The organism is Kitasatospora sp. NPDC052896 (assembly GCF_044547075.1).
In the GTDB taxonomy this organism is placed as follows: Bacteria; Actinomycetota; Actinomycetes; order Streptomycetales; family Streptomycetaceae; genus Kitasatospora.
In genome coordinates this window covers 1-25,030 of the sequence record NZ_JBITZU010000009.1, presented here as the reverse complement: position 1 = coordinate 25,030, position 25,030 = coordinate 1, and the positions used below count along the sequence as shown (strand labels likewise).

The 25,030-nt window shown below is 74.3% G+C and carries 25 protein-coding genes; 9 read left to right on the top strand and 16 right to left on the bottom strand.

Annotated features, from left to right (window positions below; translation table 11 throughout):
• The first annotated feature begins 17 nt into the window (after positions 1–17).
• Genes ACIGXM_RS19905 through ACIGXM_RS19895 form a run of 3 tightly spaced genes read left to right on the top strand, consistent with a single transcriptional unit; the run spans position 18 to position 2,976 of the window.
• Positions 18–632 carry a TetR/AcrR family transcriptional regulator gene (locus ACIGXM_RS19905; protein WP_396562622.1) on the top strand — a complete coding sequence of 205 codons (615 nt, stop codon included), beginning with the start codon at positions 18–20 and terminating at the stop codon, positions 630–632.
• Positions 629–2,200: a glycerol-3-phosphate dehydrogenase/oxidase gene (locus tag ACIGXM_RS19900; RefSeq protein WP_396562620.1), complete on the top strand. Its 1,572-nt coding sequence runs from the start codon at positions 629–631 to the stop codon at positions 2,198–2,200. The genes ACIGXM_RS19905 and ACIGXM_RS19900 overlap by 4 nt, the downstream gene beginning before the upstream one ends.
• A gap of 5 nt (positions 2,201–2,205) precedes the next feature.
• Positions 2,206–2,976, top strand: a complete 771-nt coding sequence (locus ACIGXM_RS19895; protein WP_396562618.1) for a pyrimidine reductase family protein — start codon at positions 2,206–2,208, stop codon at positions 2,974–2,976.
• Here the strand turns inward: ACIGXM_RS19895 and ACIGXM_RS19890 are convergent.
• The 3 genes from ACIGXM_RS19890 to ACIGXM_RS19880 are packed head-to-tail and all read right to left on the bottom strand — an operon-like array spanning position 2,956 to position 5,160.
• Entirely contained in the window at positions 2,956–4,005 is a 1,050-nt protein-coding gene (locus ACIGXM_RS19890; protein WP_396562616.1) for a hypothetical protein, read from the bottom strand. The genes ACIGXM_RS19895 and ACIGXM_RS19890 overlap by 21 nt on opposite strands.
• A gap of 9 nt (positions 4,006–4,014) precedes the next feature.
• Positions 4,015–4,245 (bottom strand): hypothetical protein, encoded by a 231-nt coding sequence (locus tag ACIGXM_RS19885; protein WP_396562614.1) that lies wholly within the window; start codon positions 4,243–4,245, stop codon positions 4,015–4,017.
• 24 nt (positions 4,246–4,269) lie between these two features.
• A complete protein-coding gene (locus tag ACIGXM_RS19880; protein ID WP_396562612.1) occupies positions 4,270–5,160 on the bottom strand; it encodes a class I SAM-dependent methyltransferase in 891 nt (296 codons plus the stop codon).
• 183 nt (positions 5,161–5,343) lie between these two features.
• Between ACIGXM_RS19880 and ACIGXM_RS19875 the strand changes: the two genes are divergently transcribed.
• Together ACIGXM_RS19875 and ACIGXM_RS19870 are read left to right on the top strand one after the other, a co-directional pair.
• Positions 5,344–6,402 (top strand): nitrous oxide reductase family maturation protein NosD, encoded by a 1,059-nt coding sequence (locus tag ACIGXM_RS19875; protein ID WP_396562610.1) that lies wholly within the window; start codon positions 5,344–5,346, stop codon positions 6,400–6,402.
• A 32-nt stretch (positions 6,403–6,434) separates the two neighbouring features.
• Positions 6,435–7,550 (top strand): methyltransferase, encoded by a 1,116-nt coding sequence (locus ACIGXM_RS19870; protein WP_396562609.1) that lies wholly within the window; start codon positions 6,435–6,437, stop codon positions 7,548–7,550.
• On the opposite strand, the gene ACIGXM_RS19865 is transcribed toward ACIGXM_RS19870, so the two are convergent.
• From ACIGXM_RS19865 to ACIGXM_RS19820, 10 genes are all read right to left on the bottom strand, one after another.
• Complete coding sequence (locus ACIGXM_RS19865) at positions 7,547–8,947, bottom strand: acetyl/propionyl/methylcrotonyl-CoA carboxylase subunit alpha (RefSeq protein ID WP_396562607.1); 1,401 nt, start codon at positions 8,945–8,947, stop codon at positions 7,547–7,549. The two genes, ACIGXM_RS19870 and ACIGXM_RS19865, sit on opposite strands and share 4 nt — an antisense overlap.
• A gap of 64 nt (positions 8,948–9,011) precedes the next feature.
• Complete coding sequence (locus tag ACIGXM_RS19860) at positions 9,012–9,569, bottom strand: acetyl-CoA carboxylase biotin carboxyl carrier protein (protein WP_396562605.1); 558 nt, start codon at positions 9,567–9,569, stop codon at positions 9,012–9,014.
• A complete protein-coding gene (locus ACIGXM_RS19855; protein ID WP_396562603.1) occupies positions 9,566–11,290 on the bottom strand; it encodes an acetyl-CoA carboxylase carboxyltransferase subunit alpha in 1,725 nt (574 codons plus the stop codon). Before ACIGXM_RS19855 ends, ACIGXM_RS19860 begins: the two co-directional genes overlap by 4 nt.
• Positions 11,291–11,336: 46 nt before the next feature.
• The gene (locus ACIGXM_RS19850) at positions 11,337–11,669 is read right to left on the bottom strand and encodes a TcmI family type II polyketide cyclase (protein ID WP_396562601.1); all 333 of its coding nucleotides are present in this window, start codon (positions 11,667–11,669) and stop codon (positions 11,337–11,339) included.
• A 7-nt stretch (positions 11,670–11,676) separates the two neighbouring features.
• A complete protein-coding gene (locus tag ACIGXM_RS19845) occupies positions 11,677–12,132 on the bottom strand; it encodes an SRPBCC family protein (RefSeq protein WP_396562599.1) in 456 nt (151 codons plus the stop codon).
• Position 12,133: 1 nt separating this feature from the next.
• On the bottom strand, positions 12,134–12,409 hold the full coding sequence (locus tag ACIGXM_RS19840) for an acyl carrier protein (protein ID WP_396562597.1): 276 nt from the start codon (positions 12,407–12,409) through the stop codon (positions 12,134–12,136).
• Positions 12,410–12,447: 38 nt separating this feature from the next.
• Entirely contained in the window at positions 12,448–13,692 is a 1,245-nt protein-coding gene (locus ACIGXM_RS19835; protein ID WP_396562595.1) for a ketosynthase chain-length factor, read from the bottom strand.
• A gap of 4 nt (positions 13,693–13,696) precedes the next feature.
• On the bottom strand, positions 13,697–14,953 hold the full coding sequence (locus ACIGXM_RS19830; protein ID WP_396562593.1) for a beta-ketoacyl-[acyl-carrier-protein] synthase family protein: 1,257 nt from the start codon (positions 14,951–14,953) through the stop codon (positions 13,697–13,699).
• Positions 14,950–15,384 carry a cupin domain-containing protein gene (locus ACIGXM_RS19825; protein ID WP_396562591.1) on the bottom strand — a complete coding sequence of 145 codons (435 nt, stop codon included), beginning with the start codon at positions 15,382–15,384 and terminating at the stop codon, positions 14,950–14,952. Before ACIGXM_RS19825 ends, ACIGXM_RS19830 begins: the two co-directional genes overlap by 4 nt.
• 64 nt (positions 15,385–15,448) lie before the next feature.
• On the bottom strand, positions 15,449–16,546 hold the full coding sequence (locus ACIGXM_RS19820) for a SchA/CurD-like domain-containing protein (RefSeq protein ID WP_396562589.1): 1,098 nt from the start codon (positions 16,544–16,546) through the stop codon (positions 15,449–15,451).
• 283 nt (positions 16,547–16,829) lie between these two features.
• On the opposite strand from ACIGXM_RS19820, the gene ACIGXM_RS19815 reads away from it, so the two are divergent.
• From ACIGXM_RS19815 to ACIGXM_RS19805, 3 genes are read left to right on the top strand one after another with little or no spacing between them, the layout of a single operon-like run.
• Positions 16,830–18,497: an FAD-dependent oxidoreductase gene (locus tag ACIGXM_RS19815; protein WP_396562588.1), complete on the top strand. Its 1,668-nt coding sequence runs from the start codon at positions 16,830–16,832 to the stop codon at positions 18,495–18,497.
• On the top strand, positions 18,494–19,672 hold the full coding sequence (locus tag ACIGXM_RS19810) for a multicopper oxidase domain-containing protein (protein ID WP_396562586.1): 1,179 nt from the start codon (positions 18,494–18,496) through the stop codon (positions 19,670–19,672). Before ACIGXM_RS19815 ends, ACIGXM_RS19810 begins: the two co-directional genes overlap by 4 nt.
• Before the next feature lie 56 nt (positions 19,673–19,728).
• Positions 19,729–20,403 (top strand): transglycosylase SLT domain-containing protein, encoded by a 675-nt coding sequence (locus ACIGXM_RS19805; protein ID WP_396562584.1) that lies wholly within the window; start codon positions 19,729–19,731, stop codon positions 20,401–20,403.
• Between the two features lie 6 nt (positions 20,404–20,409).
• Here ACIGXM_RS19805 and ACIGXM_RS19800 read toward each other — a convergent pair whose 3' ends face one another.
• The 3 genes from ACIGXM_RS19800 to ACIGXM_RS19790 all read right to left on the bottom strand — a co-directional run bounded on the left by ACIGXM_RS19800 (position 20,410) and on the right by ACIGXM_RS19790 (position 24,031).
• Complete coding sequence (locus ACIGXM_RS19800; RefSeq protein WP_396562582.1) at positions 20,410–21,735, bottom strand: serine hydrolase domain-containing protein; 1,326 nt, start codon at positions 21,733–21,735, stop codon at positions 20,410–20,412.
• Between the two features lie 153 nt (positions 21,736–21,888).
• Entirely contained in the window at positions 21,889–22,998 is a 1,110-nt protein-coding gene (locus tag ACIGXM_RS19795) for a DUF5954 family protein (protein WP_396562580.1), read from the bottom strand.
• A gap of 166 nt (positions 22,999–23,164) precedes the next feature.
• Positions 23,165–24,031 carry a MurR/RpiR family transcriptional regulator gene (locus ACIGXM_RS19790; protein WP_396562578.1) on the bottom strand — a complete coding sequence of 289 codons (867 nt, stop codon included), beginning with the start codon at positions 24,029–24,031 and terminating at the stop codon, positions 23,165–23,167.
• Positions 24,032–24,062: 31 nt separating this feature from the next.
• On the opposite strand from ACIGXM_RS19790, the gene ACIGXM_RS19785 reads away from it, so the two are divergent.
• Positions 24,063–24,932 carry an EamA family transporter gene (locus ACIGXM_RS19785; protein WP_396562576.1) on the top strand — a complete coding sequence of 290 codons (870 nt, stop codon included), beginning with the start codon at positions 24,063–24,065 and terminating at the stop codon, positions 24,930–24,932.
• Positions 24,933–25,030: the final 98 nt, after the last annotated feature.

Here is a 25,030-nt window from a genome sequence, read left to right as displayed (position 1 = left end):
TTACAGTGTTCCACATCATGTCAAGTAGTAACGCCTCGGCCATCGAGCCCGCCGCTGCCCCCGCCGCCGACGTCCCGCGCAGCACCGACGACGTGATCCTGGACGCCGCCGCCGAGCTGGTGGTCCAGCTCGGCCTGCGCCGCACCCAGCTGGCCGAGATCGCCCGCCGGGCCGGAGTCAGCCGCCCCACCGTCTACCGTCGCTGGCCCGACGTCCGCGCGGTGATCGGCGCGCTGCTCACCCGGGAGCTGTGGCGGACCCAGCAGCAGGCGACCCGGGCCGGGGACGACCGGGAGTCGCTGGTCGCCTGGGTGGTCGAGGTCGCCGTCCTGGTCCGCGACCACCAGCTGCTCGGCGCACTGCTGCGTTCGGACGCCGAGGTGCTGCTCGAGTACGTGGTCGAGCGCCTCGGTACCAGCCAGCGCGGCATGCTCGACGCCCTGCGCGAGGCCATCGAACTCGGCCAGCGGCACGGCTCGGTCCGCGCCGGCGAACCGACCGAGCTGGCCGCGATGGTGCTGCTGATCGCCCAGTCCACCGTGCAGTCCCACCGCATGGTCGCCCACCTGCTGCCGGAAGCCGCCTGGCAGCGCGAACTGGCCACCGCTCTGAACGGATACCTGACGCCTTGACCACGCCATACGCCGGTACCAGCACGCTCAACGCCCAGCGCCGCGCCGCCGAGCTGGCCGCGCTGGCCGCCGATCCCACCGTCGATCTGCTGGTCGTCGGAGGTGGGGTGACCGGTGCCGGGGTCGCCCTGGACGCGGCCTCCCGCGGGCTGCGCACGGTCCTGGTCGAGGGGCGCGACCTGGCCTTCGGCACCAGTCGGTGGAGCTCCAAGCTGGTGCACGGCGGGCTGCGCTACCTCGCCTCGGGGCGGGTCGGGGTGGCCCGGGAGAGCGCGGTGGAGCGCGGCATCCTGATGACCCGGACCGCCCCGCACCTGATCCGCCCGCTGCCGCAGCTGGTCCCGCTGCTGCCCTCGGTGCGGCGTGGTCAGGCGGCGCTGGTCCGGGTCGGATTCCTGGCCGGCGACGCGTTGCGGATCAGCGCCGGCACCCCGGCCGCGCTGCTGCCCCGGGCCCGCCGGGTCGGTGCGGCCGAGGCCGCCGCGCTGGTGCCCGCGGTCCGCACCGAGGGGCTGGCCGGCGCGCTGGTGGCGCACGACGGGCAGCTGGTCGACGACGCCCGGCTGGTGCTGGCGATCGCCCGGACGGCCGCCCAGCACGGCGCGACCGTGCTCACCCGGGTCCGTGCCGAGCGGGTCACCGGCCGCTCCGCCCAGCTCGTCGACACCCTCACCGGCCAGTCGTTCCAGGTCACGGCCAAGGCCGTGGTCAACGCCACCGGGGTGTGGGCCGGTGAGGTGGACGAGTCGATCAGACTGCGGCCCAGCCGTGGCACTCACCTGGTCTTCGACGCCGCCGCGCTGGGCCGCCCGCGCGCCGCGCTGACCGTCCCGATCCCCGGCTCGACCAGCCGGTTCGTCTTCGCGCTGCCGCAGCAGCTGGACCGGGTGGTGCTCGGCCTCACCGACGAGGACGCGCCCGGCCCGATCCCGGACGAGCCGGTCCCCACCGACGGCGAGATCGACTTCCTGCTGCGGACCGTCAACACCGCCCTGCGTACCGCGCTGACCAGGGCGGACGTCCGGGGCGCCTTCGCCGGGCTGCGGCCGCTGATCGACACCGGAGACGGTGACACCGCCGACCTGTCGCGCAGCCACGCCGTGCTGGAGTCGCCCACCGGGCTGATCACCGTGGTGGGCGGCAAGCTCACCACCTACCGGCGGATGGCGCAGGACACGGTGGATGCCGCGGTGCGGGCCGGTGGGCTGCCGGCCCGGGCCTGCCGGACGGCCCGGCTGCCGCTGGTCGGCGCACCCGGTCACCGCGACAGCCGCCCGCTGCCGGGCGGCGACCTTCCGGCCTCGCTGATCGACCGTCATGGTGGCGCGGCGCACGAGGTGCTGGCGGCGGCGCCGGACCGGCCACTGGAGCCGATCGTCGAGCGGATCGACGTCACGCGGGCGGAGGTGGCCTACGCGGTGACCCACGAAGGCGCGCTGGACGCCGCCGACGTGCTCGACCGGCGGACCAGGATCGGCCTGGTGCCGGCGGACGCCGAGCGGGCCCGGGCCGCGGTCGAGGAGCTGGTCGCCGACGCGCTGTCCCGAACCACCCGGGTGGCAGACTGACCGTCATGCGTCGTCTGTTCCCCGCGCCCGGGCCGACCGTTCCGGCCGCCGACCGGGACGACTGGCTGGCCGAGGTCTACCGCTACCCCCGGCGTTCGTGGCTGCGCGCCTCGATGGTCCGCGGGCTGGACGGCGCCGCCGCCCTGCGCGGCAGGTCGGGCGGCCTCTCCGGCCCAGCCGATGCCGAACTGCTCGCCGTGCTGCGGTCGTTGGCCGACGTGGTGCTGGTCGGCGCGGGGACCGCCCGGGCCGAGCGGTACGGCCCCGCGGAGCCGCACCCGCGGCTCGCCGCCGCCCGGACGGCGGCCGGCCGGCCGCCCGCGCCACCCATCGCGGTGGTCAGCGCGCGGCTCCGACTCGACCCGGGCGGCGACCTGTTCGGCGCGCCGCCGGATGCCCGCACCCTGGTGCTCACCACCCGGCAGGCCCCGGCGTCGGCCCGGCGTGCGCTGGAGCGGGTGGCCGAGGTGCTGGTGGTCGGCGAGGACGAGGTCGAACCACGGCGGGTGATGGCCGAGTTGGCCGATCGCGGGTTGTCCCGGGTGCTCTGCGAGGGTGGCCCGCAGCTGCTCGGCCGGCTCTGCGCCGCCGGCCTGCTGGACGAACTCTGCCTCACCGTGGCGCCGTTGCTCACCGGCGGCGACGCCACCCGGATCCTGCGCGGGCCGCTGCTCCCGGGCGCCGACCGTGCGCTGACCCTGACCTCGGTGTTGACCGCGGACGACTACCTGTTCACCCGCTATCTGCTTAGCCCGCTATCCGAGCAGGGGAGTTGACCGATCGTCAGGTCGGTAGTCGGCCGAGTCGGACTCCACCTCGTCCAGCACCGCCCGGGCCGCCCGGATCCGCTCCGCCAGCCGGTCCAGCACCCAGACCCGGGCCGCCGTGCTCAGCCCGATGTTGCTGCCGCCCTCGGCGATCTCGCCCGGCGGCGTCCAGCGCCCGTTCCGGCTGCGCCGCGCCAGCACGTCCGCCGCCTCCCGGAGCACTCCGTCGACGGCCTGGTGGATCTCGACCCGCCGGTCGTAGGCCCAGCGCGGATCCGGCGAGCGGCCGGCCTGTCGCTCGTAGGGGCTCAGCACGGGTGGGCTCTGCCAGCGCCACCCGGCGCGCAGCAGGGCGTCGGCCCGGGCCAGCAGGGCGGCCCGCTCCGGCTCGGTCGGCTCGGTCGCCGTCACCCGGTGGATCGTGCCGGGCTCGCCGCCCAACCGGCCCGGAGCCACCGCCTCGCAGGTCAGCAGCAGCGCGAGATCCGCCCCGGTGGGCAGCGCCGGCCAGCCGCCGAGCGCGCGCAGCAGCTCGGTCCGCGCGGTCAGGGCGGCCGCCGGGACGCCCGGCCGCCCCGCCCGCAGGCACTGTGCCAGCACGCCCGGCGGCAGGGGTCCGGGCAGCAGCGGATCGGGGAGCGGTGTGCCGGCCGGCGGCCCGTCCGGCCGCAGCGCCAGCCCGGGGGAGAGGCACCAGCCGGCCTCCGGGTGCCGGGTGAGCGTCTCGATGTCGCGATGCAGTGCGCCGGGCGGCAGCAGACCGTCCGCGGGCAGCACCCGCACCAGGCTGCCGGTGGCTCGGGAGAGTGCCGCGGTCCGGGCGGCGGCACCGCCGCCGCGCCCGCCGTCGGCCGAGATCCGGGAGTCCGCGGGCAGCGGTGGCAGCGGCGGGGAGCCGTCCCTGCCGTGCGACTGGACCACCCACTGCCACTGCCACCCGGCCGGCAGCCGCTGCTCGGCGAGCGAGCGGTGGGCCGCCGGGAGATGCCGGTGCCCGTCGGCGGGCACCGCGGTGAGCACGCTGATGGTGTCGTTCATCGCGGCCGCTCAGCGCGGGGTGGCGAGGGCCGGGAACGGGCGCGGGCTGAACAACTCCGCGTAGGCCCGGGCCATCCGGCCAGGGGTCTCACTCAGCTCGGGCCTGTCGGTCCGCATGCCGAGCGCGGTCAGGAACTCCTTGGCCGCCTTCTCCGCGCCCGTGAGGTCGACCTCCGGGGTGCCGGGCAGTACGGTCGTCTCCTGCTCGGCCGCCCGGGCGGTCCGGTCGATCCCAGCCATCTCTCTCCCCAGATCGGTGTCGCGCTACTGGCCGTGCGGGTCCGGATCGTTCGCAGCCGATGGTAGGTCGGCCGAACGGATTGGTGAAGGACGCCTACGCTCCGCCGACCGGGCCACCGAGCTGGGCGAAGGCCGCGACGGCCGGTCGAGTCGGCGCAGCCGCAGCAGCGGCGGCACCGGCTCGCCGTCGCGGGCGAAGCCCGCCGCCGTCAGCTCCCGGTCCAGCTCCGCTTCCGGCAGCGGCCACTGATGGAAGGTCTCGGCCGCCCGGCGGAGCAGCCGGCCGTCCCGGTGCACCAGGTAGCTGAAGTCCAGCCGGATCCGGCCGGCCTCGGCGCGCTCGGAGAGCCGGGCACTGTAGACGTCCGCGCCGATCCGAGCTTCGCCGAGCCGGTAGCTGCGCGGCGCGTCGGGCAGCCCCTTCGGCGGACGATCGACGAACAGCAGCCCGCCCGGCAGCAGCCAGTGCGCCAACGACCGCCAGACCGCGCGCCGCTCGTCCGGCGGCAGGCCGGCGATCACCCGCAGGCAGACCGCCAGGTCGGCGCGGGAGGCGAGCCCGAGCCGCTCGGCCGGGCAGGGGTGCACGGTGACCCGTGCGCGCTGCGCCGGATCGGCCCGGGCGAGCCGGGAGAGCAGCACCGCGCGCATCGGACCGGCCGGCTCGACCGCGTGCACCGGCACCGAGGAGGCGCCCAGCAGGACGTCGGTGACCAGGCCGGTGCCGGCGCCCAGCTCCACGATGCCGACCCGGGCCGCGGCGGCCGGCCCGGCCAGCGCGAGGGCCTCCCGGTGGTACCGCTCGCCGTGCACGACGTCGTAGAACTCCGCCGACACCGCGTACGGCTCGCCGGCCCGGCCGCAGGTCGGACAGTCGCCGGCCCGGTCGCGCGGCAGCCGCGTCGCCTCGTCCATCCGCCCATCATCAGCGCCACCGAGCACCCCGACAACATCGTCGAGCCCACCCGGTCGAGCACGGACGGTGCGCGAATGGCCACCAGGAGTGGCGGGCGTCCTCGGTCGGCCATAGCTTCGATGCCGCGGACGTGTCCGCGGCCGATCCAATCTCCGGGTTCCTGGGAAAGCAGACCATCACTCATGTTCATCCGCCGGACTCACCACCTCGCGGCCCTCGCCGCCTTCGCCGTCGCGTGCCAGCCCGCCGCACTGGCGGCCCACGCGGCGGGCTCGCACACCGTCCAGCCCGGTCAGTCGATCCAGCAGGCGGTCGACAGCGCCCAACCGGGTGACACCATCCAGCTCCTTCCGGGCACCTACCGGGAGAGCGTCACGGTCACCCGGTCGGGCCTGACGATCCGTGGGGCCGGCCGGCAGACCGTGCTCCGGCCGGGTGACACCGCTCCGGCGGGTTCCTGCGCCGCCGGTGGGCACGGCATCTGCGTGAGCGGCCCCGCGGACCGACCGGTCTCCGGGGTGCGGATCGAGTCGCTGGCCGTCACCGGCTTCAAGCAGAACGGCATCTGGGCCTCCGGTACCGACCAGCTCGCGGTGCACGACGTCTTCGCCCACGACAACGGCCAGTACGGCATCGCGGCGGAGCGCTCCACCCGCTCCGCGGTGACCGCCAACGAGGCCGCCGACAACGGCCAGGCGGGCGTCTTCCTGGCCAACCTGGCCGTCGGCAAGGGCGGCGCGATCGACACCCACGGCGCGGAGATCGCCGACAACCGGTTCACCGGCAACCGGATCGGCGTCGTGGTGCGGCGCGCCCGGGCGGTCACGGTGGAGCGGAACACCGCCACCGGCAACGGCGGCGGTGTCTTCCTGGTCGGTGACGACGGCGTCCCCCGGGCGGGCGACGTGACGATCCGGGCCAACATCCTGAACGAGAACAACAAGTTCTTCCCGGCCACCTCCCGGCTGGACGTCGTGCAGGGCGTCGGCATCCTGCTCACCGGCGCCGAGGACAGCCGGGTGACCGACAACCAGGTGAAGGGCAACCGTGGCGGCTCCTCGCTCTCCGGCGGGATCGTCTTCTTCCCGAGCTACGTCGGCGCGCCCGTCTCCCGGGTGAGCGTCCAGAACAACATGGTGCTCGACAATGGCCCGGGCGACCTGGTCGACCACGACAAGGGCACCGGAAACACCTTCCAGGGCAACACCTGCCGGGTCTCGATGCCCGCCGGTCGCTGCTGATACCCCCTTATCCACGCTGAGAGAGGCGGACGATGACCACCGCACACCCCCCGTCACCGCAGTCCGCCATGCGACTGCGGGAGCTGGTCTTCGGCGCGGCCTGCGCCGCGGCCATCCGCGCCGCGGCCTCGCTCGGGCTCGCCGACCGGCTGGACGACGAACCGATGGCGGCCCAGGAGCTGGCCGCGGCCCTGGAGGTCGAGCCCGGCCCGCTGGAGCGACTGCTCCGGGCGCTCGCCTGCTACGGCGTCTTCACCGAGCTGGAGGGCGGTCGCTGGGCGCACACCGACATGTCCCGGATGCTGCGCGAGGACTCGCCGCAGAGCCTGCGCTACATCTCCCTCTGGTGCACCGAGCCGTGGACCTGGGAGGCCTGGCCGCGGCTGGACGAGGCGGTGCGCACCGGGCGGAACATCTTCCCCGACCTCTACGGCAAGGAGTTCTTCGACTACCTGCACGACGACGCCGGGGCATCCGCCCGGGTGTTCGACCGGGCGATGACCCACTCCAGCCGGCAGTCCGCGGCCGACCTGGCCGCCTTCCTGGACCTCACCGGGGTCTCCACCGTGGTCGACATCGGCGGCGGCCAGGGCCACGTGCTGGCCAGCCTGCTGGACAGGCACCCGGACCTGCACGGCACCCTGCTGGACCTCCCGCAGGTGGTGGCGGGCGCCGACCCCCGGCTGCGGCCGGGCGGCTCGCTGGCCGACCGGGCCCGGCTGGTGCCCGGCGACTGCCGCAGCGAGGTCCCGGTCCGGGCCGACCTCTACATCATCAAGAACATCCTGGAGTGGGACGACGAGAGCACCCGCCGCACCCTGCGCAACGTGGTCGGCGCGGCCGGCCCGGGCGCCCGGGTGGTGGTCGTGGAGAACCTGGTCGACGACAGCCCCTCGATGCGCTTCACCACCGCGATGGACCTGATGCTGCTGCTCAACGTCGGCGGCGCCAAGCACTCCCGGGAGAGCCTGCTCACCCTGATGCGCGAGGCCGGGCTGCGGGTCGGCGACGTCAGTCCGGTCAACGCCTACCTGCACGCCTTCGACAGCACGGTCGCGCCCGGCGCGAGCACGATCGAGCTGGAGGAGGTGATGGTGCCGGCGGTGACACCGATGGTGCCGGTGGAGGTGGTGACACCGGTCCGTTAGGCGGGTTCCACCGCCACCACGGCGTCCCGCGATGGGGCCGGCTGCCCGTCAGCCGGCCCCATCGCGTCGACCAGTCCGGTGGTGTGCGTCGCGGCGCGGAACTCCGGGCGGTCCAGGGTACGGCGGAGGAACCCCAGGGTGGTCCGCACGTCCGGCCCGTCGATCCGGAACTCGCCCAGCGCGCGGTCCATCCGGGCGATCGCCTGGGCCCGGTCCGGCGCCCAGACGGCGGTCTTGGCGAGCAAAGAGTCGTAGTCCGGACCGATCCGCCAGCCCGGGTAGGCGTGCGTGTCGACCCGGACGAAGGGACCGCCGGGCGGCACGAACTCGGTCAGCAGCCCGGGCGTCGGCCGGAAGTCCCGGGCCGGGTCCTCGGCGTTGACCCGGCACTCCAGGGCCACTCCGGTGAACCGGACGTCCGCCTGGGCCAGGCTCAGCGGCAGCCCGGCCGCCACCGAGATCTGCTCGCGGACCAGGTCGATCCCGGTGATCAGCTCGGTCACCGGGTGCTCCACCTGGAGCCGGCAGTTGATCTCCATCAGGAAGAACTCGCCGTTCGGCGCCAGCACGAACTCGAAGGTGCCCGCGCCGACGTAACCGACCGCCAGCGCTCCGCGCACCGCGGCCGCGCACATCCCGGCCCGCAGGGTCTGCGGCAGGTTCGGCGCCGGGGACTCCTCGACCAGCTTCTGGTGCCGGCGCTGCACCGAGCAGTCCCGCTCGCCCAGGTGGATCGCCGCGCCGTGCCGGTCGCAGACCACCTGCACCTCGACGTGCCGGGCGTCCTCGACGTACCGCTCCAGGTAGAGCCGCTCGTCGCCGAAGACCGCGCGGGCGTGCGCCCGGGTCTCGGCGAAGGCGGTGCGCAGGTGCCCGGGGGCCCGGACCACGGCCATCCCGCGCCCGCCACCGCCGGCCACCGCCTTGAGGATCACCGGGTAGCCCACCCGCTGGGCGACCTCCTCCGCCTCCGCCGGCCCGTTCAGGGCGCCGGCGCTGCCCGGCAGCACCGGCAGCCCGGCCCGCGCCATCACCGCGCGGGCCTCCGCCTTGTCGCCGAGCCGCTGCATGACCTGTGCCGGCGGGCCGATGAAGGTGATCCCGTTGGCCTCGCAGACCTCCGCGAAGTCCGGGTCCTCGGAGAGGAAGCCGTACCCGGGGTGGATCGCCTCGGCCCCGGTCTGCAGCGCCGCCTCGACGATCGAGGGGATGTGCAGGTAGCTGGTGCGGGAGGCCGGCGGCCCGATGTGGACGGCCTTGTCGGCGAACCGGACCACCGCCGAGTCGCGGTCCGCGGTCGAGTGCACCGCCACCGTCCGGATGCCGAGTTCGCGGCAGGTCCGGGCGATCCGCAGGGCGATCTCGCCGCGATTGGCGACCAGGACGGTGGAGAACATGGGCGCACCTCTCAGTGCCTAGGGCCTCTGATCAGTGCGCCACCATACTGAGTGTGACGGGTTGTCACTCCTCCGGCTCGCCGGGGACCACCGGCTCCACCGCGATCAGCCGCTGCTGGAACTCCACCGGCTGCGCGTTGGGCACCAGGATCTCCACCACCCGCCCGGCGGTGTCCGCCTCGATCGTGCTCATCATCTTCATCACCTCCAGGATCCCGACCGGCTGGCCCACCCGGATCAGGTCGCCGACCGCGACCAGCGGCGGCGCCTCGGGCTCGCGCGCGTGGTAGAAGGTGCCCACCATCGGCGCGCGGACGTGGGCCAGCCCGAGGTCCGGTTCGGCGCCCGCGGCGGCCCCGGCCGCCCCGTCGGCGGGCGCCGCCGGTGGGGCCGTCGCGGCCGGCTCGGCCCACATCACCTCCACCGTGGTCGAGCCGTGCCGCAGCCGGATCCGGCTGGGCGGGGTGGGGGTCGACCGGGCCAGCTCGGTGACGCTGCGGCAGACCGACTCCAGGTTCGCCCGGCCGGCCGGCACCGGACCGGCGGCGATCACGAACCGGCGGCTGTGCCGCGCCGGGACCTGCTTGTCGTTGGTCTTCTTCTCGGTGTTGTTCAGCGTCATGGTGCACCTCTCCCGGACGACGTCCCCGCCTCGATGCCGAAGCGGTGGAACCGGTTCCTGCGTTCCTGGAGGAGCCGCTCGGGCTCCCAGGGGGTCAACTCGTCGAAGGCGGCGGCCAGCGCGGCGCCGAGCATGCCGGCGGCGCCCGCGTGGTCCTGGTGCGCGCCGTCCGGGGGCTCGGGCACCACACCGTCGACGATGCCCAGCCTGAGCAGTTCCCGGGCGTGCAGCCGCAGCGCGCTGGCGGCGGCCGGGCCGGCCTCGGCGTCCTTCCACAGGATGGCCGCGCAGCCCTCCGGGCTGATCACCGAGTAGACGCCGTTCGCGCTGACCAGCACCCGGTCCGCGACGGCCAGCGCGAGCGCGCCACCGCTGCCGCCCTCGCCGATCACCACGGAGACGATCGGCACCGGCAGCCGGGACATCAGCCGCAGGTTCTCCGCGATGGCGACGGCCTGGCCGCCGCGCTCGGCCGCCGGGCCGGGATTGGCGCCGGGCGTGTCGATCAGGGTGACCAGCGGCAGGCCGAGCTTGGCGGCCATCCGCATCAGCCGGGCCGCCTTGCGGTAGCCGGCCGGCTCGGGCATGCCGAACTTGCGGCGGCGGCGTTCGGCCAGGTCGGGGCCGCCCTTGTGATGGCCGATCAGCATCACCGGGCGGCCGTCGAGTCGCCCGGGGCCGCCGACGATCGCCGCGCAGTCGTCGGCCAGCCGGTCGCCGTGCAGCTCGTGGAAGTCGTCCAGCAGGTGGCCGACGTAGTCGAGGGTGGTGGGCCGGTCCGGGTGCCGGGCGAGCTGGACCGCCTCCCAGGAGTCCTGCTCGGTCACGTCCTCCAGCTGGCGCAGGATCTCGTCGCCGGTCGGGCCGGCGGTGTCCGGACGGTCGGCGGCGGCGCCGTCGGCCCGGTCCCGCGGGCTGCACAGGCTCAGCAGCCGGCCCAGCGTGCCGCGCAGCGCCGGACGCGCCACCACGTCGTCCACCATGCCGTGTGCGAGCAGGAACTCGGCGGTCTGGAAGCCCTCGGGGAGGGTCTCTCGGATGGTCTGTTCGATCACCCGCGGCCCGGCGAAGCCCATCCGGGCGCCGGGCTCGGCGATGATCACGTCGGCCAGGGTGGCGAAGGAGGCCGCCACCCCGCCGTAGGTCGGGTCGGTGATCAGCGAGACCACCAGGATGCCCGCCTCGTCCAGCTCGGAGATCGCCTGCGAGGTCTTCGCCATCTGCATCAGGGAGAGCACCCCCTCCTGCATCCGGGCGCCACCGGAGGCGGTGACCAGCACCAGCGGCAGCCGCAGCCGCAGGCTGGTCCGCGCGGCCTCGGTGATCTGCGCGCCGACCCCGCAGCCCAGGCTGCCGCCCAGGAACTCGAAGTCCATCACGGCCACCACGGCCGGCTGCCCCTCGATCCGGCCGGTCACGCAGAGCACCGCCTCGCGCAGGCCGGTGCTGGCCCGGGCGTCGAGCAGCCGGTCGGTGTAGGGCCGGCTGTCGACGAACTCCAGCGGGTCGGTCATCGGCTCGACGTGCCGGATCGGCGTCGCCGAGCCGGGGTCGAGCAACAGCGCCAGCCGCTGGCGGGCGGTCAGCCGGGAGTGCCAGCCGCAGTCCGGGCAGACCCGCAGGCTCCGCAGGAAGCGCTTGCCGTAGATCAGTACGGCGCAGCGCTCGCAGCGCACCCAGTCGGGTACGTCGGCGGTCGATCGGTCATCGGTCCCGACCATGGTGTCTCCTCCAGCTTCGCCCGGACCACTGCGCCACGGCGGCGCCTCAGGAGGAGCCGGTGTGCTCCCAGCGGTAGAACTCGCGGGCCATCGCGTCCTTCGGCTCCCGCCAGGTGGCGGGGTCGTAGGCCCGCACGTGGGCCTCCAGCCGCCGGCTGACGTCCCGGAACTCCGGGTGCTCGACGTGCCGGGCCACGGCCGGACCGGGCGGCCGTTCCGACTCGATCAGGTGCAGGTAGACGTCGCCGAACTGGAACAGGCTCCGACCGGTGACGCCGATCAGCCGCGGCAGCTCACCACGGTCGGAGTCGGAGAAGATGTCGGCGATGTCGGGAGCCGAACCCGGGTTCATCCGGGCCACGATCAGTGCGCGGTGCATCGTCCGGTCAGCCCTTCCCGTGCTTCTTCTCGACCTTGTCCCGGATGAGTTCCATCTGGATCCGGGAGTTGCGGTTGATGTGGTTGGTCATGCCCTCGTCGTCGACCGGGGCGGTGGGCTTCATGGCGAAGTCCTGGATCCAGCGCATCCGGGTGCCGTCCAGCACCTCGGCGTACTCCCAGCGGATGTCCATGAACTCGAACGGACCGGGTTCGACCCGGCGGGCCCGGACGGCGAGCGCGTGCCGGTCGGTGGTGCGCTCGGAGACCCAGCTCCAGACCTGGCCGTTCTCGTCGGGGTGCATGGTGAGCCGGAAGGTGGTGCGCGGGCCGTCCCGGTCCAGGATCTCGACCTGGGCGTACTCGCTGAACAGCTGCGGCCAGTTCTCCAGGTCGTTGGTGACGTCCCAGACCAGGTCGACGGGGGCGCCGATGACGATGGTGTTGTCGGTGTGACCGGCCATTTCAGACTCCGTTCTGCGCGGTGGTGTTGAGGTCCCGCATGGTGGTGTTGACCGCCGCGAGGAAGGCGTGCGGGGTCGCGGAGCTCTCCGCGCCGCTGGTGATCGGGGTGCCCCAGCGGTTCTCCAACTCGCCCACGATGCCGAGCAGTGCGAGCGAGTCCACGCCGAATCCGTCGAAGGTCGCGTTGGGGTGTTCGAGGTCCGGCGGGGTGATCTTGATCCCGGCCCGGGTGGCGATCAGGGTGGCCAGTTCGTCGTAGGTGAGAGGGGGATTCATCACGCTTCTCCTTGTCGATGGGGCGAGTTGATGATTCGTCAGTCGAGGCCGTCCGGGCGGCGCAGCAGCATCGCCGCATTGGAGCCCATCAGGCCCCGGCTGAGCACCAGGGCGGTGCGCAGCTGCGCGGATCGCGCGAAGTCGCACACCAGGTCGATGCCGTGGCACAGGTCGGTGATGTTGGGCGTGGGCGGCACCACGCCCTGTTCCAGGGCGAACACGGCAGCCGCGGCGTCGAGCACCGGCGCGCCGCAGTAGGCCCGGCCGAAGCCCGCCTTGGGCGCGGTGACCGGGACCCGGCCGGCGTGCTCGCCGAGCACGTCGGCGAGCGCGAGGGCCTCCGCGTGGTCCGCCTCCGGCACCCCGAGCGCGTCGGCGAAGACCACGTCGACCTCGTCGGGGGCGCACCTGGCCTGGTCGAGCGCGGTGCGGATGGCCCGGGCCAGCCCGTGCCGGGACTCCTCCCAGCGCGAGGCACCGGTGAAGGTGGCGCCGTGCCCGGCCAGTTCGGCCCGGACCCGGGCGCCGCGGGCCCGGGCCGAGCGCTCGTCCTCCAGCACGAACATCGCGCCGCCCTCGGCCGGCACGAAGCCGCAGGCGCCCGCGCCGAACGGCTGGTAGGCCCGCAACGGGTCGTCGGACAGGCTGAGTTCGCGGTAACCGAGCTGGCAGACCATCGAGTAGGGGGCAAGCGGCGCCTCGGCGGCGCCGACCACGACGGTGTCGGTACCGCGGCGGATCGCCCGGGCGGCGTGCGCGAGCGCGTCCAGTCCGCCGGCCTCGTCGCTGGCCACCACCGCGCACGGACCCTTGAACCCGCCGCGGATCGAGATCTGGCCGGTGCTGGCGGCGTAGAACCAGGCGATCGACTGGTACGGGCCGACGTACTGCGGGCCCTGCCCCCAGAGGTTCTGCAGCTCGCGCTGGCCGAACTCGCCGCCGCCGGAGCCGGCCGCGGTCACCACTCCGACGTCGAACGGCGAGCCCTCGCCGATCCGGAACCGGGCGTCCTTGACCGCCAGGTCGGCCGCCGCCATCGCGTAGTGCGTGAACCGGTCGGTCTGCACCAGGTAGCGGCCCTCCACCGCGGCCTCGGCGTCGAATCCGTGCACCTCACCGGCGATCCGCAGCGGAAGTTGCGTGCAGCCGTCCCGGGAGACCGGAGCGAGGACGCTGACGCCCTCGCGGACGGCCTTCCAGAAGTCGTCGGCGCCCACTCCGTTCGGCGCGATGACGCCGATTCCGGTGACCACCGCGCGGCGGCCGGCCTGTAGGCCTGTCATGCCTTCACTCCTTTCGGCTGAGCACCACGGCGGACTGGAAGCCGCCGAACCCGCTGCCGACCGACAGCACGTGTCGCAGGGGCAGCTCGCGCGCCGTCCCCGGCACGTAGTCGAGGTCGCACTCCGGGTCGGGCGTCTCGTAGTTGGCGGTCGGCGGCACCACGCCGCTGGCCAGCGCCAGGGTGCACGCCACCAGCTCTATCGCGCCGATCGCGCCGAGCGAGTGGCCGACCATCGACTTGATCGAGCTCATCGGGGTGCGGAAGGCGTGCGCACCGAGCGAGCGCTTCACAGCGGCGGTCTCGTGCCGGTCGTTCTGCTTGGTACCCGAGCCGTGCGCGTTGACGTAGTCGATGTCGGAGCTGGCGACGCCCGCGTGGGCGAGCGCCCGGTCGATCGCCTCCGACATCTCCCGGCCCTCCTGGGTCAGGCCGGTCATGTGGTACGCGTTGCCGAAGGTGGCGAAGCCGCCGAGTTCGCAGTAGATCCGGGCGCCACGGCGCCGGGCGTGCTCCAGCTCCTCCAGCACCAGGACGGCGCCGCCCTCGCCGAGCACGAAGCCGTCCCGGCTGGCGTCGAACGGCCGTGAGGCGTGGGTGGGATCGTCGTTCCGCGAGGAGGTGGCCTTGATCGCGTCGAAGCAGGCCACCGTGATCGGGGAGATCGGCGAGTCCGAGGCGCCGGCCAGGCAGACGTCGGCCCGGCCGTCCTCGATCGCGTGCAGCGCGTAGCCGACGGCGTCCAGCCCGGAGGTGCAGCCGGTCGAGACGGTCTGCACCGGGCCGCCGGCGCCGGCCTGTTCGGCCACCGCGGAGGCCAGCGTGCTGGGCGAGAAGGCCCGGTGCAGATGCGGCTCGGCCTCCCGGTGGTCGACGTCCCAGCGACCGCCGCGGCCGCTGACCGCGACGTAGTCGTGCTCCAGCCGGGTGGTGCCGCCGACCGCGGTGCCCAGCGAGACGCCGAGCCGCCAAGGGTCCTCGCGGGCCAGCTCCAGCCCGGCGTCGCGCACCGCCTCGGCGGCGGCGACCAGGGCGAACTGGACGTAGCGGTCGGAGCGGGCGATCTGGTCGGGGGTCAGCCCGCAGGCCCACGGGTCGAAGTCGCACTCGGCGGCTATCCGGGAGCGGAACCCGGTCGGGTCGAAGAACGTGATGCCGCGGGTCGCGGTGCGCCCGGCGGTGAGGGTGTCCCAGAACTGCGGGGCGCCGATGCCGCCGGGGGCCACCACGCCGACCCCGGTGACCGCCGCCCGGCGGGTCATGACGCCCCGCCGGACGCCCCGACCTGGACATGCGGGCCGGTGCCCGGGGTCTCCTCGGTGTCCACGTGGCCGAGGTCGGGCCGGGGCGCCAGCGGGCCGAGGTGGAAGACCATCCGGGCCTCGGTGTCGCCGACGTTGCGGAACCGGTGGCGCATGTCGATCGGGATCATCAGCCCGTGGTCGGCGCGCAGCTCGTGCGTGACGCCGTCCAGGTCGACCTCCAGCTCGCCGCAGACCACGTACACGAACTCCTCGGAGTACGGGTGGTAGTGCTCGCTGATCCGCTCGCCCGGCTGCATGATCGCCAGTCCCATGAAGCCGCTGGTGGAACCCACGGCGGTGGGGGTGAGCATGGCGCGCAGGTCGCCACCGCGGCGGCGGTTGGGGGCCGCCTCGTCGACATGCATGATGCGTGGGGTCTGCGTGGTCATGGTTTTCCTCTCCAAGTGGCTTCGCAGGGAGGGCCCGAGTGGGTCGGGCCAGGCCGTGGACGGCTCAGGCGCCGGCGGCGCGGCGGTCGGTGAGCAGGGTCGTCGCGCACTGGCGCAGCAGCTCGCACAGCCCCGGCTCGGTGTGGAGTTCGTACGGCTCGGTGGGGTCGAGCAGGGCGGCCAGCCGGCCCGCGGCGCCGAGGTCGGCCAGTCCGACGGCCGCGGCGGGCGTCGCCGTCGGTTCGGTGCGCAGGTCGACCATCCGGACCACGACGTCGTCGCGGTGGAACAGGCTGCTCGCCACCAGGGCGCCGCCCGGCTCCAGCGCCATCCGGTCCTGCTCGGCGAGCAGGGCGGCCAGCTCGGCGCCGCAGCCGGGCCGGACCGGGTAGTGCAGCGCGTACCGGCCGACCCGGCCCGGCGTGCCCGGCGCCGCCACGTGCTGGACCAGCGGCAGCGCGGCCCGGACGAAGAACGAGCGGGCCGACTCCGGGTCGGAGAGGTCGCGATCCTCCTCCAGGAACGGGTTGATCGCCTCCTCCACCGCCCGCACCTCGGGCTGCATCGCCACGTGCCGCAGCGCCGCCCCGAGGTCGCCGGCCACCTCCACGGCCCGCACCACGCGGTTGCCGTGCAGGAAGAGCGAGGTGCGCAGCAGCCGGGTGCGGTCGTCCACCCGGGCCCGCGGGGAGTCGTAGCCGGACAGCAGCTCGGCGACCTTCTGCTCGCTGCCGGGCCGGACGGTGAAGGTGATGGCGTGCCGGACGATGCCGTCCAGCACCGGGGCCGGGCCGTCGACCAGATGGGTGCCGGCGGTCTCCCGGAGGATGGTGTAGCGCAGCGAGCGGGTCTGCTCGACGCAGCTGTGCATCGGCTTCACCACCGCGCGATGGCTCTCGCTGTCCACCCAGTCGAGGAACTGCTGGGCGTTGTCCCACTCGCTGGTGATCAGCCACTGGGAGGGGTCCTCGATCGACTGGCAGAGCTGGTCGCTCACATGTCCGGGTACCGAGGCCACCTGGTGGCGCAGCTCCTCGTAGACGTCGAGGAAGCGATCCTGGGCGCCGTCGCGAACGTTGAGCATCAGCACCACCCGGAGCCGGGCGGCGGTGGGTGCGGTGCCTCGCAGGGTGGCCGCGGTCGATGCGGACACGGTCGTCATACCTACTCCTCTGGAAGGGCGTCTGCCGTCCGGGTGACGGCTCGCTGGGAGCTACAGCGCAGCGCTGAAGGCCATGAAGTCGATCGTGGTCCTCCGCCAGGAATGCCGCGAGAGCGGGAAGCCATCCGGGCGAAAACCACCCGGATCGGACCGCTGGCCGAGCGCGCGAGCCCGGGTGATCGGAGGCTGGGGCGGGGTGCTTCGGCCGGTTTCCGCACCGGCGGGGGTGCCGGGCACGTCCAGACGCGTCGTACAGAACACGTCGTACAGACGGGAGCAACTGATGAACTCGCAGGTCGATGGCCGGGTACCGGTCCTCGTCGTGGGCGGCTCGCTGGTCGGGCTGTCCACCTCGGTCTTCCTGGGCCGACTGGGTGTCGAGCACCTGCTGGTCGAGAAGCATCCGGGCACCTCGCACCACCCGCGCGGACGCGGCAACAACCTGCGGACCATGGAGCTCTTCCGGGTCGCCGGGCTGGAGCAGCGGATCCGCGCGGCGGCGTCGGTGCTCGCCGACAACCACGGCATCCTGCAGGCCGACACGCTGGCCGGCCCGGAGCACGAGTGGCTGTTCCGGCAGATCGACCCCGGCGGGGCGCTGGCCAGGTTCAGCCCCTCCGGCTGGTGCCTGTGCAGCCAGAACGACCTGGAGCCGGTCCTGCTGGAACGGGCCCGCGAGCTGGGCGGCGACCTGCGCTTCGGTACCGAGCTGGTCTACTTCGAGCAGGACGGGCGAGAGGTGATCGCCACCCTGCGCGACCGCGCCACCGGAGAGCAGTGGGTGGTGCGCGCCGACTACCTGGTCGCCGCGGACGGCCCGCGCAGCCCGGTACGGGAGAAGCTGGGCATCCGGCAGACCGGCCCCGGCGACCTGTTCCACAACGTCAGCATCACCTTCCGGGCCAAGGGACTTGCCGAGGTGGTGGGTGATCGCCGGTTCATCGTCTGCTACTTGACGAACAGTCAGGGAGCCGGTGCGCTGCTGCCGGTGGACAACGAGGAGCACTGGGTGTTCCACGCGCCCTGGCATCCCGAACTGGGCGAGACCCTGGACGACTTCACCGACCGGCGGTGCGTCGCGCACATCCGGGCCGCCGCCGGGGTGCCGGACCTCGACGTCGAGATCACCGGCAAGGCGCCCTGGCACGCGGCCGAGCGGGTGGCCGAGCGGTACTCGGTCGGGCGGATCTTCCTGGCCGGGGACTCGGCCCACGAGATGTCCCCGACCGGTGCGTTCGGTTCCAACACCGGCATCCAGGACGCGCACAACCTGGCCTGGAAGCTGGCCGCGGTGCTGCGCGGCTGGGCCGGCCCCGGCCTGCTGGACACCTACGGCGAGGAGCGCCGGGCGGTGGCGCGGGCGACCAGCGAGCGGGCCACCGAGCGGTCGGCCGAGCACCAGCACCCCGGCTACGGCGCGGTGCCCGGGACCGGGCGGCAGGGCAACGTGCTGGCGGTCGCACTGGGCTACCGCTACCCGGTCGGCGCCGTGGTGGGCGCGGACCCGGCGCTGCCGGCGGTGCCCGAGCGGTTCGAGCCGAGCGGCGCCGCCGGCACCCGGGCGCCGCACGTGTGGCTGCGCCGAGCGGCCGGTGCGACGGGCGGGGGCGTTGCCACCCGGGCCGCCACGCGGCTCTCCACACTGGACCTCTTCGAGGCCTCGCCGGTGCTGCTCAGCGGTCCCGGCCCGGTGGACTGGCACGGCGCGGCCGGGCGGCTCGCCGACCGGCTGGCCGTCCCGCTGGTGAGCTACCGGATCGGCGACGGGCCGGAGTGCGAGCTGGTGCCGGAGCCCGGCGGCGACTGGGCGGCCTCCTTCGGTGTGTCGAGCGGCGGCGCGGTGCTGGTCCGCCCGGACGGGTTCGTGGCCTGGCGCTCGGCCGGGCCGGTGGCCGACCCGGAGGCGGAACTCGACCGCGTGCTGCGCGCCGTCCTGCGGTGGGCGCAGTGACCGGACCGTCCAGACGGGAGCTGTTGTGGCGGAGCTCGGCGCTGCTGACCGGCGTGGCGGTGGGCGGGATCGCGGCGGTGCCGGCCGCAGCGGTGGAGCGGCGATCCCGTTCCACCGTTCGGACCTACCACCTCGCCGCCGATCAGGTGACCTGGAACTACGCCCCGCAGGGCGGCAACCTGATCACCGGTGCGCCGTTCGCCGGTGACGAGCGCGACTTCACGGTCCCCGGGCCGGCCCGGCTCGGTGCGGTCCACCAGAAGTCGCGGTACCGGCAGTACACCGACGATTCGTTCGGCACCCTGGTCCGCCCGGCCGCCGAGGACGCCCACCTGGGGCTGCTCGGACCGGTGCTGCGGGCCGCGGTGGGCGACACCGTCCGGGTGGTGTTCCGCAACAACACCCCGTTCCCGGCCTCGATCCACCCGCACGGGGTCTTCTGCACCAGGGCCGACGAGGGGGCGACGGGCTCGGACGGCACGACGCCCAGCGGCCCGACCGGTGACGTGGTCGCGCCCGGCGACACCTTCACGTACACCTGGGAGGTCCCCGAGCGGGCCGGCCCCGGGCCGAACGACCCGTCCTCGATCGCCTGGCTCTACCACGACCACAGCGTGACGACGGGCGTGCCGGGCACCGAGGCCGGGCTGGTCGGTGCCCTGGTGGTGACCCGCCGGGCCGACGCCACCCCCGACGCCCGGCCGGCCGACGTGGACCAGGAGCTCTTCGCCCTGTTCACCGAGTTCGACGAGACCGGCAGCCCGTACTTCGAGCAGAACCTCGCCCGGTACGCGCCCGGGCAGACCGTCGACACCGGCGACCCGGCGTTCCGGCAGAGCTGCCGGAAGGCCTCGATCAACGGCTACCTGTTCGGCAACGGGCCGCACGGCACCACCGCCACCGAGCCCGGTCTCCGGCTCGTCCGGGGGCGGCTGGCGCGCTGGCACGTCTTCGGCTTCGGCGGTGCGGGTGACCAGCACACGCCGCACTGGCACGGCAACACGGTCACCGTCGCCGGGCGGCGCACGGACGTGGTCACCGTGCTCCCGGCCAGCATGATCACCGCCGACATGCGGCCGGACAACCCCGGCATCTGGCAGTTGCACTGCCACGTGGACGAGCACATGCTCGGCGGCATGGCCACCCGCTACCAGGTGCGGGAAGCGACCGGGTAGCGGCCGATGGTGGGCGGTGCGGCACGATGGGGACCACGGAGTCGAGGGGAGGCACGGTGAGCGGACGGGGAGGCTCTCGGTGGGCGTTGGCGGTGGTGGCCGCGGGGCTGGCGGTCTGGCTCGCCGCCCGCGGCGGTGGGCACCTGGGCCCGGCCGGCCCGGCGGCCAGTCCGCCGCGGGCCACGGCCAGCGGGGCGGCGTCGGCCGGGGGAGCGGACGACACCCCGAGCCCGTCCGCCTCGGACGCCTACGACCCCGCGCACTTCGCCACCCAGGTGCGGACCCGGGCCACCGCGGCCGGGATCGACCCGCAGCTGCTGATGGCGATCCTCTACAACGAGTCCTACAAACCGCACGATCCCGCCTTCGAACGGGCCTGGCAGCAGCTCAAACCGGACTCCGCCTTCGGCATCGCCAACATGCACCGGGCGGCCTTCGACGACACCAAGCGGGGCCGCGACTTCGCCGACCGCGACTGGGACGAGCTGCCCGGCGACCCCGACCTCGCGATCGAGGCCGCCGCCTGGTACCTGCACGACCTGGGTGCCCAACTGCCCGCCCACTGGTCCGCCGGCTACACCAGGGACGACCTGCTCGCCCTCGGCTACAACACCGGTGCCGGCAACATGCTCATCTTCGCCCGTGGCACCTCGCTCGGCCCGGCCGCCCAGTCCTACCTGAACCAGCTGCACGGCAACTGGACCAAGGCCGCGGCGGCCCTGGCGGGCTGACCCCCCTCAGCGCGGCCGGAGTTCGCAGTGGTGGCTGAGGAAGTTGCCGAGCCGTCCGTCGCCCTCGCCGTCCTTGTTGGCGCAGGCCATGCCGACCAGGCCGCCCGCCTCACGGCGCAGGCCCAGCATCAACTGGGGGCTGTTGACCCGGGCGTCGGCGGTGGGCAGTTGCAGCGGCAGACTCGCCAGCAGGTCCCAGGTGTCCGTGCTGACCGCGGCGGCGCCGGCCCGCTCCCCGGCCACTCCCACCTCGATCCGACCATCCGTCAGGGTCCTCAGTTCGACCGGGAGTTCACCGTCAGGGGTGCTGATCCGGCCGCTCCATTCGCCTGCCGGCAGCTCCATCGGGCGGGTCGGCCGCGGAGTCATCGGGTTGATCCACGCGTCCTGGAATCCGGGCGCCAACTCGCCGAGCACGTACCGCAGGATCGCGTCGCGGGCCGCCTTGTCGGTGGAGTTGGAGAGCACCGCGACCGAGAGCCGCCGCTCCGGCAGCGCGACCGTCATGGCGGCCACCCCACCGCCGCCACCGCCGTGGCTCTGCACCAACTGCCCGGCGCCGGCTGCCAGGCACCAGCCCAGCCCGTAGCCGACCTGCTCGTTGATCGGGAGTGCGGCCCGCATCGCGGCGGCCGTCCGCGGCTTCAGCAACCGGTGGTAGGTCTGCGCGAAGAGTGCCAACTCGCCCGCCGGTGCCCAGCCGAGGGTGGCACCGGGGTGGCCGCAGTCGTAGTCGGGGTAGCCGCGACCGTCGGCCGCGTGCCGGACCGCCGCCGGAGCCGGGCCCGGGTAGGTCCGGGTGAGCCGGCTGTGGGTGAGCCCGAGCGGCAGGAGGACCCGCTCCCGGACGAACGCGCCCAACTCCAGCCCGGTGACGGACTCCAGCAGCCGGCCGAGGATCCGGTAGCCCAGGTTGGCGTACTCGAACCCGCTCCCCGGCTCGCGGAACAGCACCGCGTAGCGGTCCGGGTCGATCCGCGGCGCGCCGTCGCCGTAGTCCCAGTCGTAGTACGGCCCGAACCCGCCCCGGTGCTGGAGCAGTTGGCGGACCGTCGGCGCGGGCCACCGGCCGAACTCGCCCGGCACCGGCGCGTCCAGCTCGAGCAGTCCCTGGTCGGCCGCGACGCAGACGGCGACGGCGGTGATCGACTTGGTGACGGAGCCCAGCGGGTAGACGGTGTCGGTGCCGGCCCGCCGCCCGGTGGCGAGTTCGGCCGCCCCGTACGCCTCGGCGAGCACCACCTCACCCCGCTCGGCCACCGCCACCGAGACCGACGGGCAGCCGTGCTCCGCCAGTGCCGCCGTACAGCGCTCGCCCAACTCGTCCAGCATGGTGGCCCTCCCCGTCCGCACCGGTGATCGGGTACGACCCTAGCCCGCGTCCCTCGGCACCCGGCCGGCGGCCCCGAGCGTCGCCACCAGCGGTGCGGCGGGCCCGTCCGGGGCGACCGGGCGAGATCGGCCAGCCGCCGCCCGGCCCGGTCGTCAGTCGCCGTAGAGGCGGGCCCGGCGTTGCTCCTCGAGATCCAGCAGGCGGGACATCTCCTTGCCGTCCTCGTCGAGTTCGATCGGGGTGTTCTCGTCCGGTGGGAGCCTCCCCTCGGCGCGCAGCTGCTCCTCCTGGACCATGACCGGGAGTTGCGAGTCGATGTCGCAGGGGCGTGGGCCCTCGGGGCCGTCGGGGCCGATCCGCAGCAGGCGTTCGACCCGGGCCACCCGCAGGTGCCGGTCGTCGGGGAGGTGCACGTCGTTGCCGCGCCGCTTGTCGAGCCGGTCGGCCGCGCGGGTGTAGGCGGCGCGCTCGGCCTGGTTCAGCCGGTGGGTCACCGGGGCCATCACCCGCAGGTTGAAGGAGAGCTGGTCGCGGGCGGCCTGCGGGCTGGTCGCGACACCGGCGGAGTCGGGCCGCCAGCCCTGACCGTCGTTCTCGGCGATCATGAAGGTCGGCGGCAGCAGCACCCCGCCGGGGTGGGTCCGGGCGGCGCGCAGGGCGTGCGCCCGGACGTCCTCGGGCACCGAGCCCGGGCGGGGGACCAGGGCGAGCAGCTCGAGCAGCAGGATGCCCTCGGACATGCCGGTGGGGAAGATCGGGTCGACCACGAACCCCTCCGTGGGATCGGGGAACCTGTGCGAGCGGCCGGTCGGCGCCGGGTCGGGGTCGGTCGGGCGCGGCGGCTCGGGGCCCTCCGGCCCCATCCGGATGAACTGCTCGGTGCGGATCACCCGGTAGCGGACGCCGCGCACGGTGAGATCGTCGAGCGTCTCCCAGTCGAGCCGTTCCGCCGCCTGCTGGTACTCGGCCCGGGCGTCCTCGTCGCCCGCCTCCTCGGCGTCGTGGGCCAGCTTGCGCAGGCACATCGCCATGCTGTCACGGGCGCCCTGCGGCTCGGGGTTGCTGAGGTGCGCCCGGAGTTCCCAGCCGCCCGCCTCGCGCTCGACGGCGACCCCGAAGACGGGGCCGCCCGCCGAGAGCAGGTCGGGGTAGGGCTCGCGCGCCTTCCAGGCCTCCAGGTCCGCCAGGGCGGCGACCGGGGCCTCGGGGGCGGTGACCCGGATCGTCCGGTACGCGGGAATGTAGTCGCCGTGCTCAGCCATGGTCACAGCATGCCAACGGGCGGTCACTCGGCGCAGCCGGATCGCTGAAACTCCGCTGGCGGGCGAAGGCCGGAGGGGCGTCGAGGCCGGTGCACGCCCGCGCTTGGCAGGTCGGAGCGTGGGCGCGTGGATCGGTGTGAGCGCCCCCGATGCGCCCAGCCGCCGGTCAGTAGGTGTGCTGGGCCGTCACCTCCGCCGAGAGCGCCAGCGCGGCCTCCGCCGACGGGCCGCGCCGGTCGCGCACGAGCAGCATCAGCGCGTCGAGCACCGCGAGATGGGCCAGCCGGCTGGCCACCGCCTCCAGGCCGAGCACCAGCTCCTGGCCGCCGGCGACCAGGCTCCGGGTGGCGGCCTCGGTGAGCGGTGAACGGGCGTAGCTGGTCAGGGCGATGACCTCGGCGCCGGCCGCCCGGGCCCGGCGCGCGGCGTCGACCACGGTCCTGGTGGCGCCGCTGTGGCTGACGGCCAGGCAGGCAGCGCCGGCCGGCAGGGTCCCGGCGGCCAGCTGGGCGGTGGACGAGTCGGCCGGCACGTCCACCCCGCAGCCGAGTGCCCGAAGCCGGTAGGCCGCGTCCAGCGCCACCGCGCCGGACAGCCCCTCGCCGATCACCAGCACCCGGCCGGCGGTGGCGATCGCCTCGGCGGCGGCGCGCAGTTGGGCGCCGCCGACGGTGGCGGCCAGCCCGTCCAGCGCCTCCCGCGCGGCCCGCACGGTGGTGGCCAGGGCTCGCTCGGCCGGGTCACCGCTGCTGGGCACGGCCGGCTGGGGGGCCTCCCGGGCGGCCGCGATCTTGACCTCCTGGTAGCCGCGGAAGCCGAGTCGCTGGCAGGCCCGCACCACGGTGGACGGCGCGGTGCTCGCCAGTGCGGCGACGTCGCTGACGCTGAGGCCGACCAGGTCGGCGCCGCGGTCGAGGAAGACCTGGGCGACCCGGGCCTCGGCGTCCCGCAGGTCGGGCAGCCGGGCCCGCAGTCGGGCGGCCAGCCGGCCGTGGGCCCGGTCGGCGGTCGACTCTTCGGAATTCTGTTCCATGCGGATAGAGTAGCGTGGAATCGAATTCCGGGTGCGTGATGAGGGCGAGGAGGTCGACGTGCTGGTGTCGGTGGCGGTGCTGGCCGCGGCGGTGTTGCACGCGTCGTGGAACGCGCTGGCGCACGGCGTGCGGGACAAGCTGCTCGTGTTCGCGCTGCTCAACGTGGCGTACTTGGCCTGCGCGCTGGTGCTGGTCTGCCTGGCGCCGCTGCCGGACCGGGCGGCCTGGCCCTACCTGGCCACCTCGGCGACCTTGCAGGTGCTCTACCTGGTACTGCTGTTGCAGGCCTACCGGTTGGGCGACTTCGGCCAGATGTACCCGCTGGCGCGCGGCAGTTCGGTCTGGCTGGTGGCGATCCTGTCCACCGTGCTGCTCGGACGGCCGCTGCCGGCCGGCGAGTTGGTCGGGGTGCTGGTGATCTCCGGCGGCCTGGCCGGCCTGGCGTTCGCCGACGGGCTGCCACGACGTGACCAACTGCCGGCACTGGCAGCGGCGTTGGGTACCGGCGTGATGATCGCCTCGTACACCCTGGTGGACGGTACGGGGGTTCGGCAGGCCGGCAGCGTGCTCGGGTACGTGGCCTGGCTCTTCCTGCTGCAGAGCCCGGTGCTGCCGTTGCTGGTGCTGGCCCGGCGCGGGCGCGGGGTGCTGGCCGAGCTGCGCCCGCTCTGCCGGCGCGGTCTCGCCGGGGGCGTGCTCTCGCTGGTCGCGTACGGGCTGGTGGTCTGGGCGCAGTCGCGGGCCGCGCTCGCCACCGTCGCCGCGCTGCGCGAGACCAGCATCGTGATCGCGGCGCTGATCGGCACCCTGGTCTTCCACGAGCGGCTCGGCCGGCTGCGGATGGCCGCCAGCGGCGCGGTGCTGGCCGGCATAGCGGTGCTCGAACTCGCCCACGGCTAGGGCCAATGCCGGTGACTTTAGGTTCTGCCGTGCGGGGTGATGGTGGGTGTTGCTGGTTGTGGTGGTGGCCAGTTGTGGTGTTGGGCGCGTTTGAGTGG

Excerpts from the sequence above, each read along its gene's own strand:
- ACIGXM_RS19820 (WP_396562589.1), bottom strand. The coding sequence starts at position 16,546 with ATGACGACCGTGTCCGCATCGACCGCGGCCACCCTGCGAGGCACCGCA.
- ACIGXM_RS19835 (WP_396562595.1), bottom strand. The coding sequence starts at position 13,692 with ATGACAGGCCTACAGGCCGGCCGCCGCGCGGTGGTCACCGGAATCGGC.
- ACIGXM_RS19790 (WP_396562578.1), bottom strand. The coding sequence starts at position 24,031 with ATGGAACAGAATTCCGAAGAGTCGACCGCCGACCGGGCCCACGGCCGG.
- ACIGXM_RS19885 (WP_396562614.1), bottom strand. The coding sequence starts at position 4,245 with ATGGCTGGGATCGACCGGACCGCCCGGGCGGCCGAGCAGGAGACGACC.
- ACIGXM_RS19890 (WP_396562616.1), bottom strand. The coding sequence starts at position 4,005 with ATGAACGACACCATCAGCGTGCTCACCGCGGTGCCCGCCGACGGGCAC.
- ACIGXM_RS19905 (WP_396562622.1), top strand. The coding sequence starts at position 18 with ATGTCAAGTAGTAACGCCTCGGCCATCGAGCCCGCCGCTGCCCCCGCC.
- ACIGXM_RS19840 (WP_396562597.1), bottom strand. The coding sequence starts at position 12,409 with ATGAATCCCCCTCTCACCTACGACGAACTGGCCACCCTGATCGCCACC.
- ACIGXM_RS19830 (WP_396562593.1), bottom strand. The coding sequence starts at position 14,953 with ATGACCCGCCGGGCGGCGGTCACCGGGGTCGGCGTGGTGGCCCCCGGC.
- ACIGXM_RS19795 (WP_396562580.1), bottom strand. The coding sequence starts at position 22,998 with ATGGCTGAGCACGGCGACTACATTCCCGCGTACCGGACGATCCGGGTC.
- ACIGXM_RS19845 (WP_396562599.1), bottom strand. The coding sequence starts at position 12,132 with ATGGCCGGTCACACCGACAACACCATCGTCATCGGCGCCCCCGTCGAC.
- ACIGXM_RS19895 (WP_396562618.1), top strand. The coding sequence starts at position 2,206 with ATGCGTCGTCTGTTCCCCGCGCCCGGGCCGACCGTTCCGGCCGCCGAC.
- ACIGXM_RS19880 (WP_396562612.1), bottom strand. The coding sequence starts at position 5,160 with ATGGACGAGGCGACGCGGCTGCCGCGCGACCGGGCCGGCGACTGTCCG.
- ACIGXM_RS19870 (WP_396562609.1), top strand. The coding sequence starts at position 6,435 with ATGACCACCGCACACCCCCCGTCACCGCAGTCCGCCATGCGACTGCGG.
- ACIGXM_RS19825 (WP_396562591.1), bottom strand. The coding sequence starts at position 15,384 with ATGACCACGCAGACCCCACGCATCATGCATGTCGACGAGGCGGCCCCC.
- ACIGXM_RS19860 (WP_396562605.1), bottom strand. The coding sequence starts at position 9,569 with ATGACGCTGAACAACACCGAGAAGAAGACCAACGACAAGCAGGTCCCG.
- ACIGXM_RS19850 (WP_396562601.1), bottom strand. The coding sequence starts at position 11,669 with ATGCACCGCGCACTGATCGTGGCCCGGATGAACCCGGGTTCGGCTCCC.
- ACIGXM_RS19875 (WP_396562610.1), top strand. The coding sequence starts at position 5,344 with ATGTTCATCCGCCGGACTCACCACCTCGCGGCCCTCGCCGCCTTCGCC.
- ACIGXM_RS19815 (WP_396562588.1), top strand. The coding sequence starts at position 16,830 with ATGAACTCGCAGGTCGATGGCCGGGTACCGGTCCTCGTCGTGGGCGGC.
- ACIGXM_RS19865 (WP_396562607.1), bottom strand. The coding sequence starts at position 8,947 with ATGTTCTCCACCGTCCTGGTCGCCAATCGCGGCGAGATCGCCCTGCGG.
- ACIGXM_RS19855 (WP_396562603.1), bottom strand. The coding sequence starts at position 11,290 with ATGGTCGGGACCGATGACCGATCGACCGCCGACGTACCCGACTGGGTG.
- ACIGXM_RS19800 (WP_396562582.1), bottom strand. The coding sequence starts at position 21,735 with ATGCTGGACGAGTTGGGCGAGCGCTGTACGGCGGCACTGGCGGAGCAC.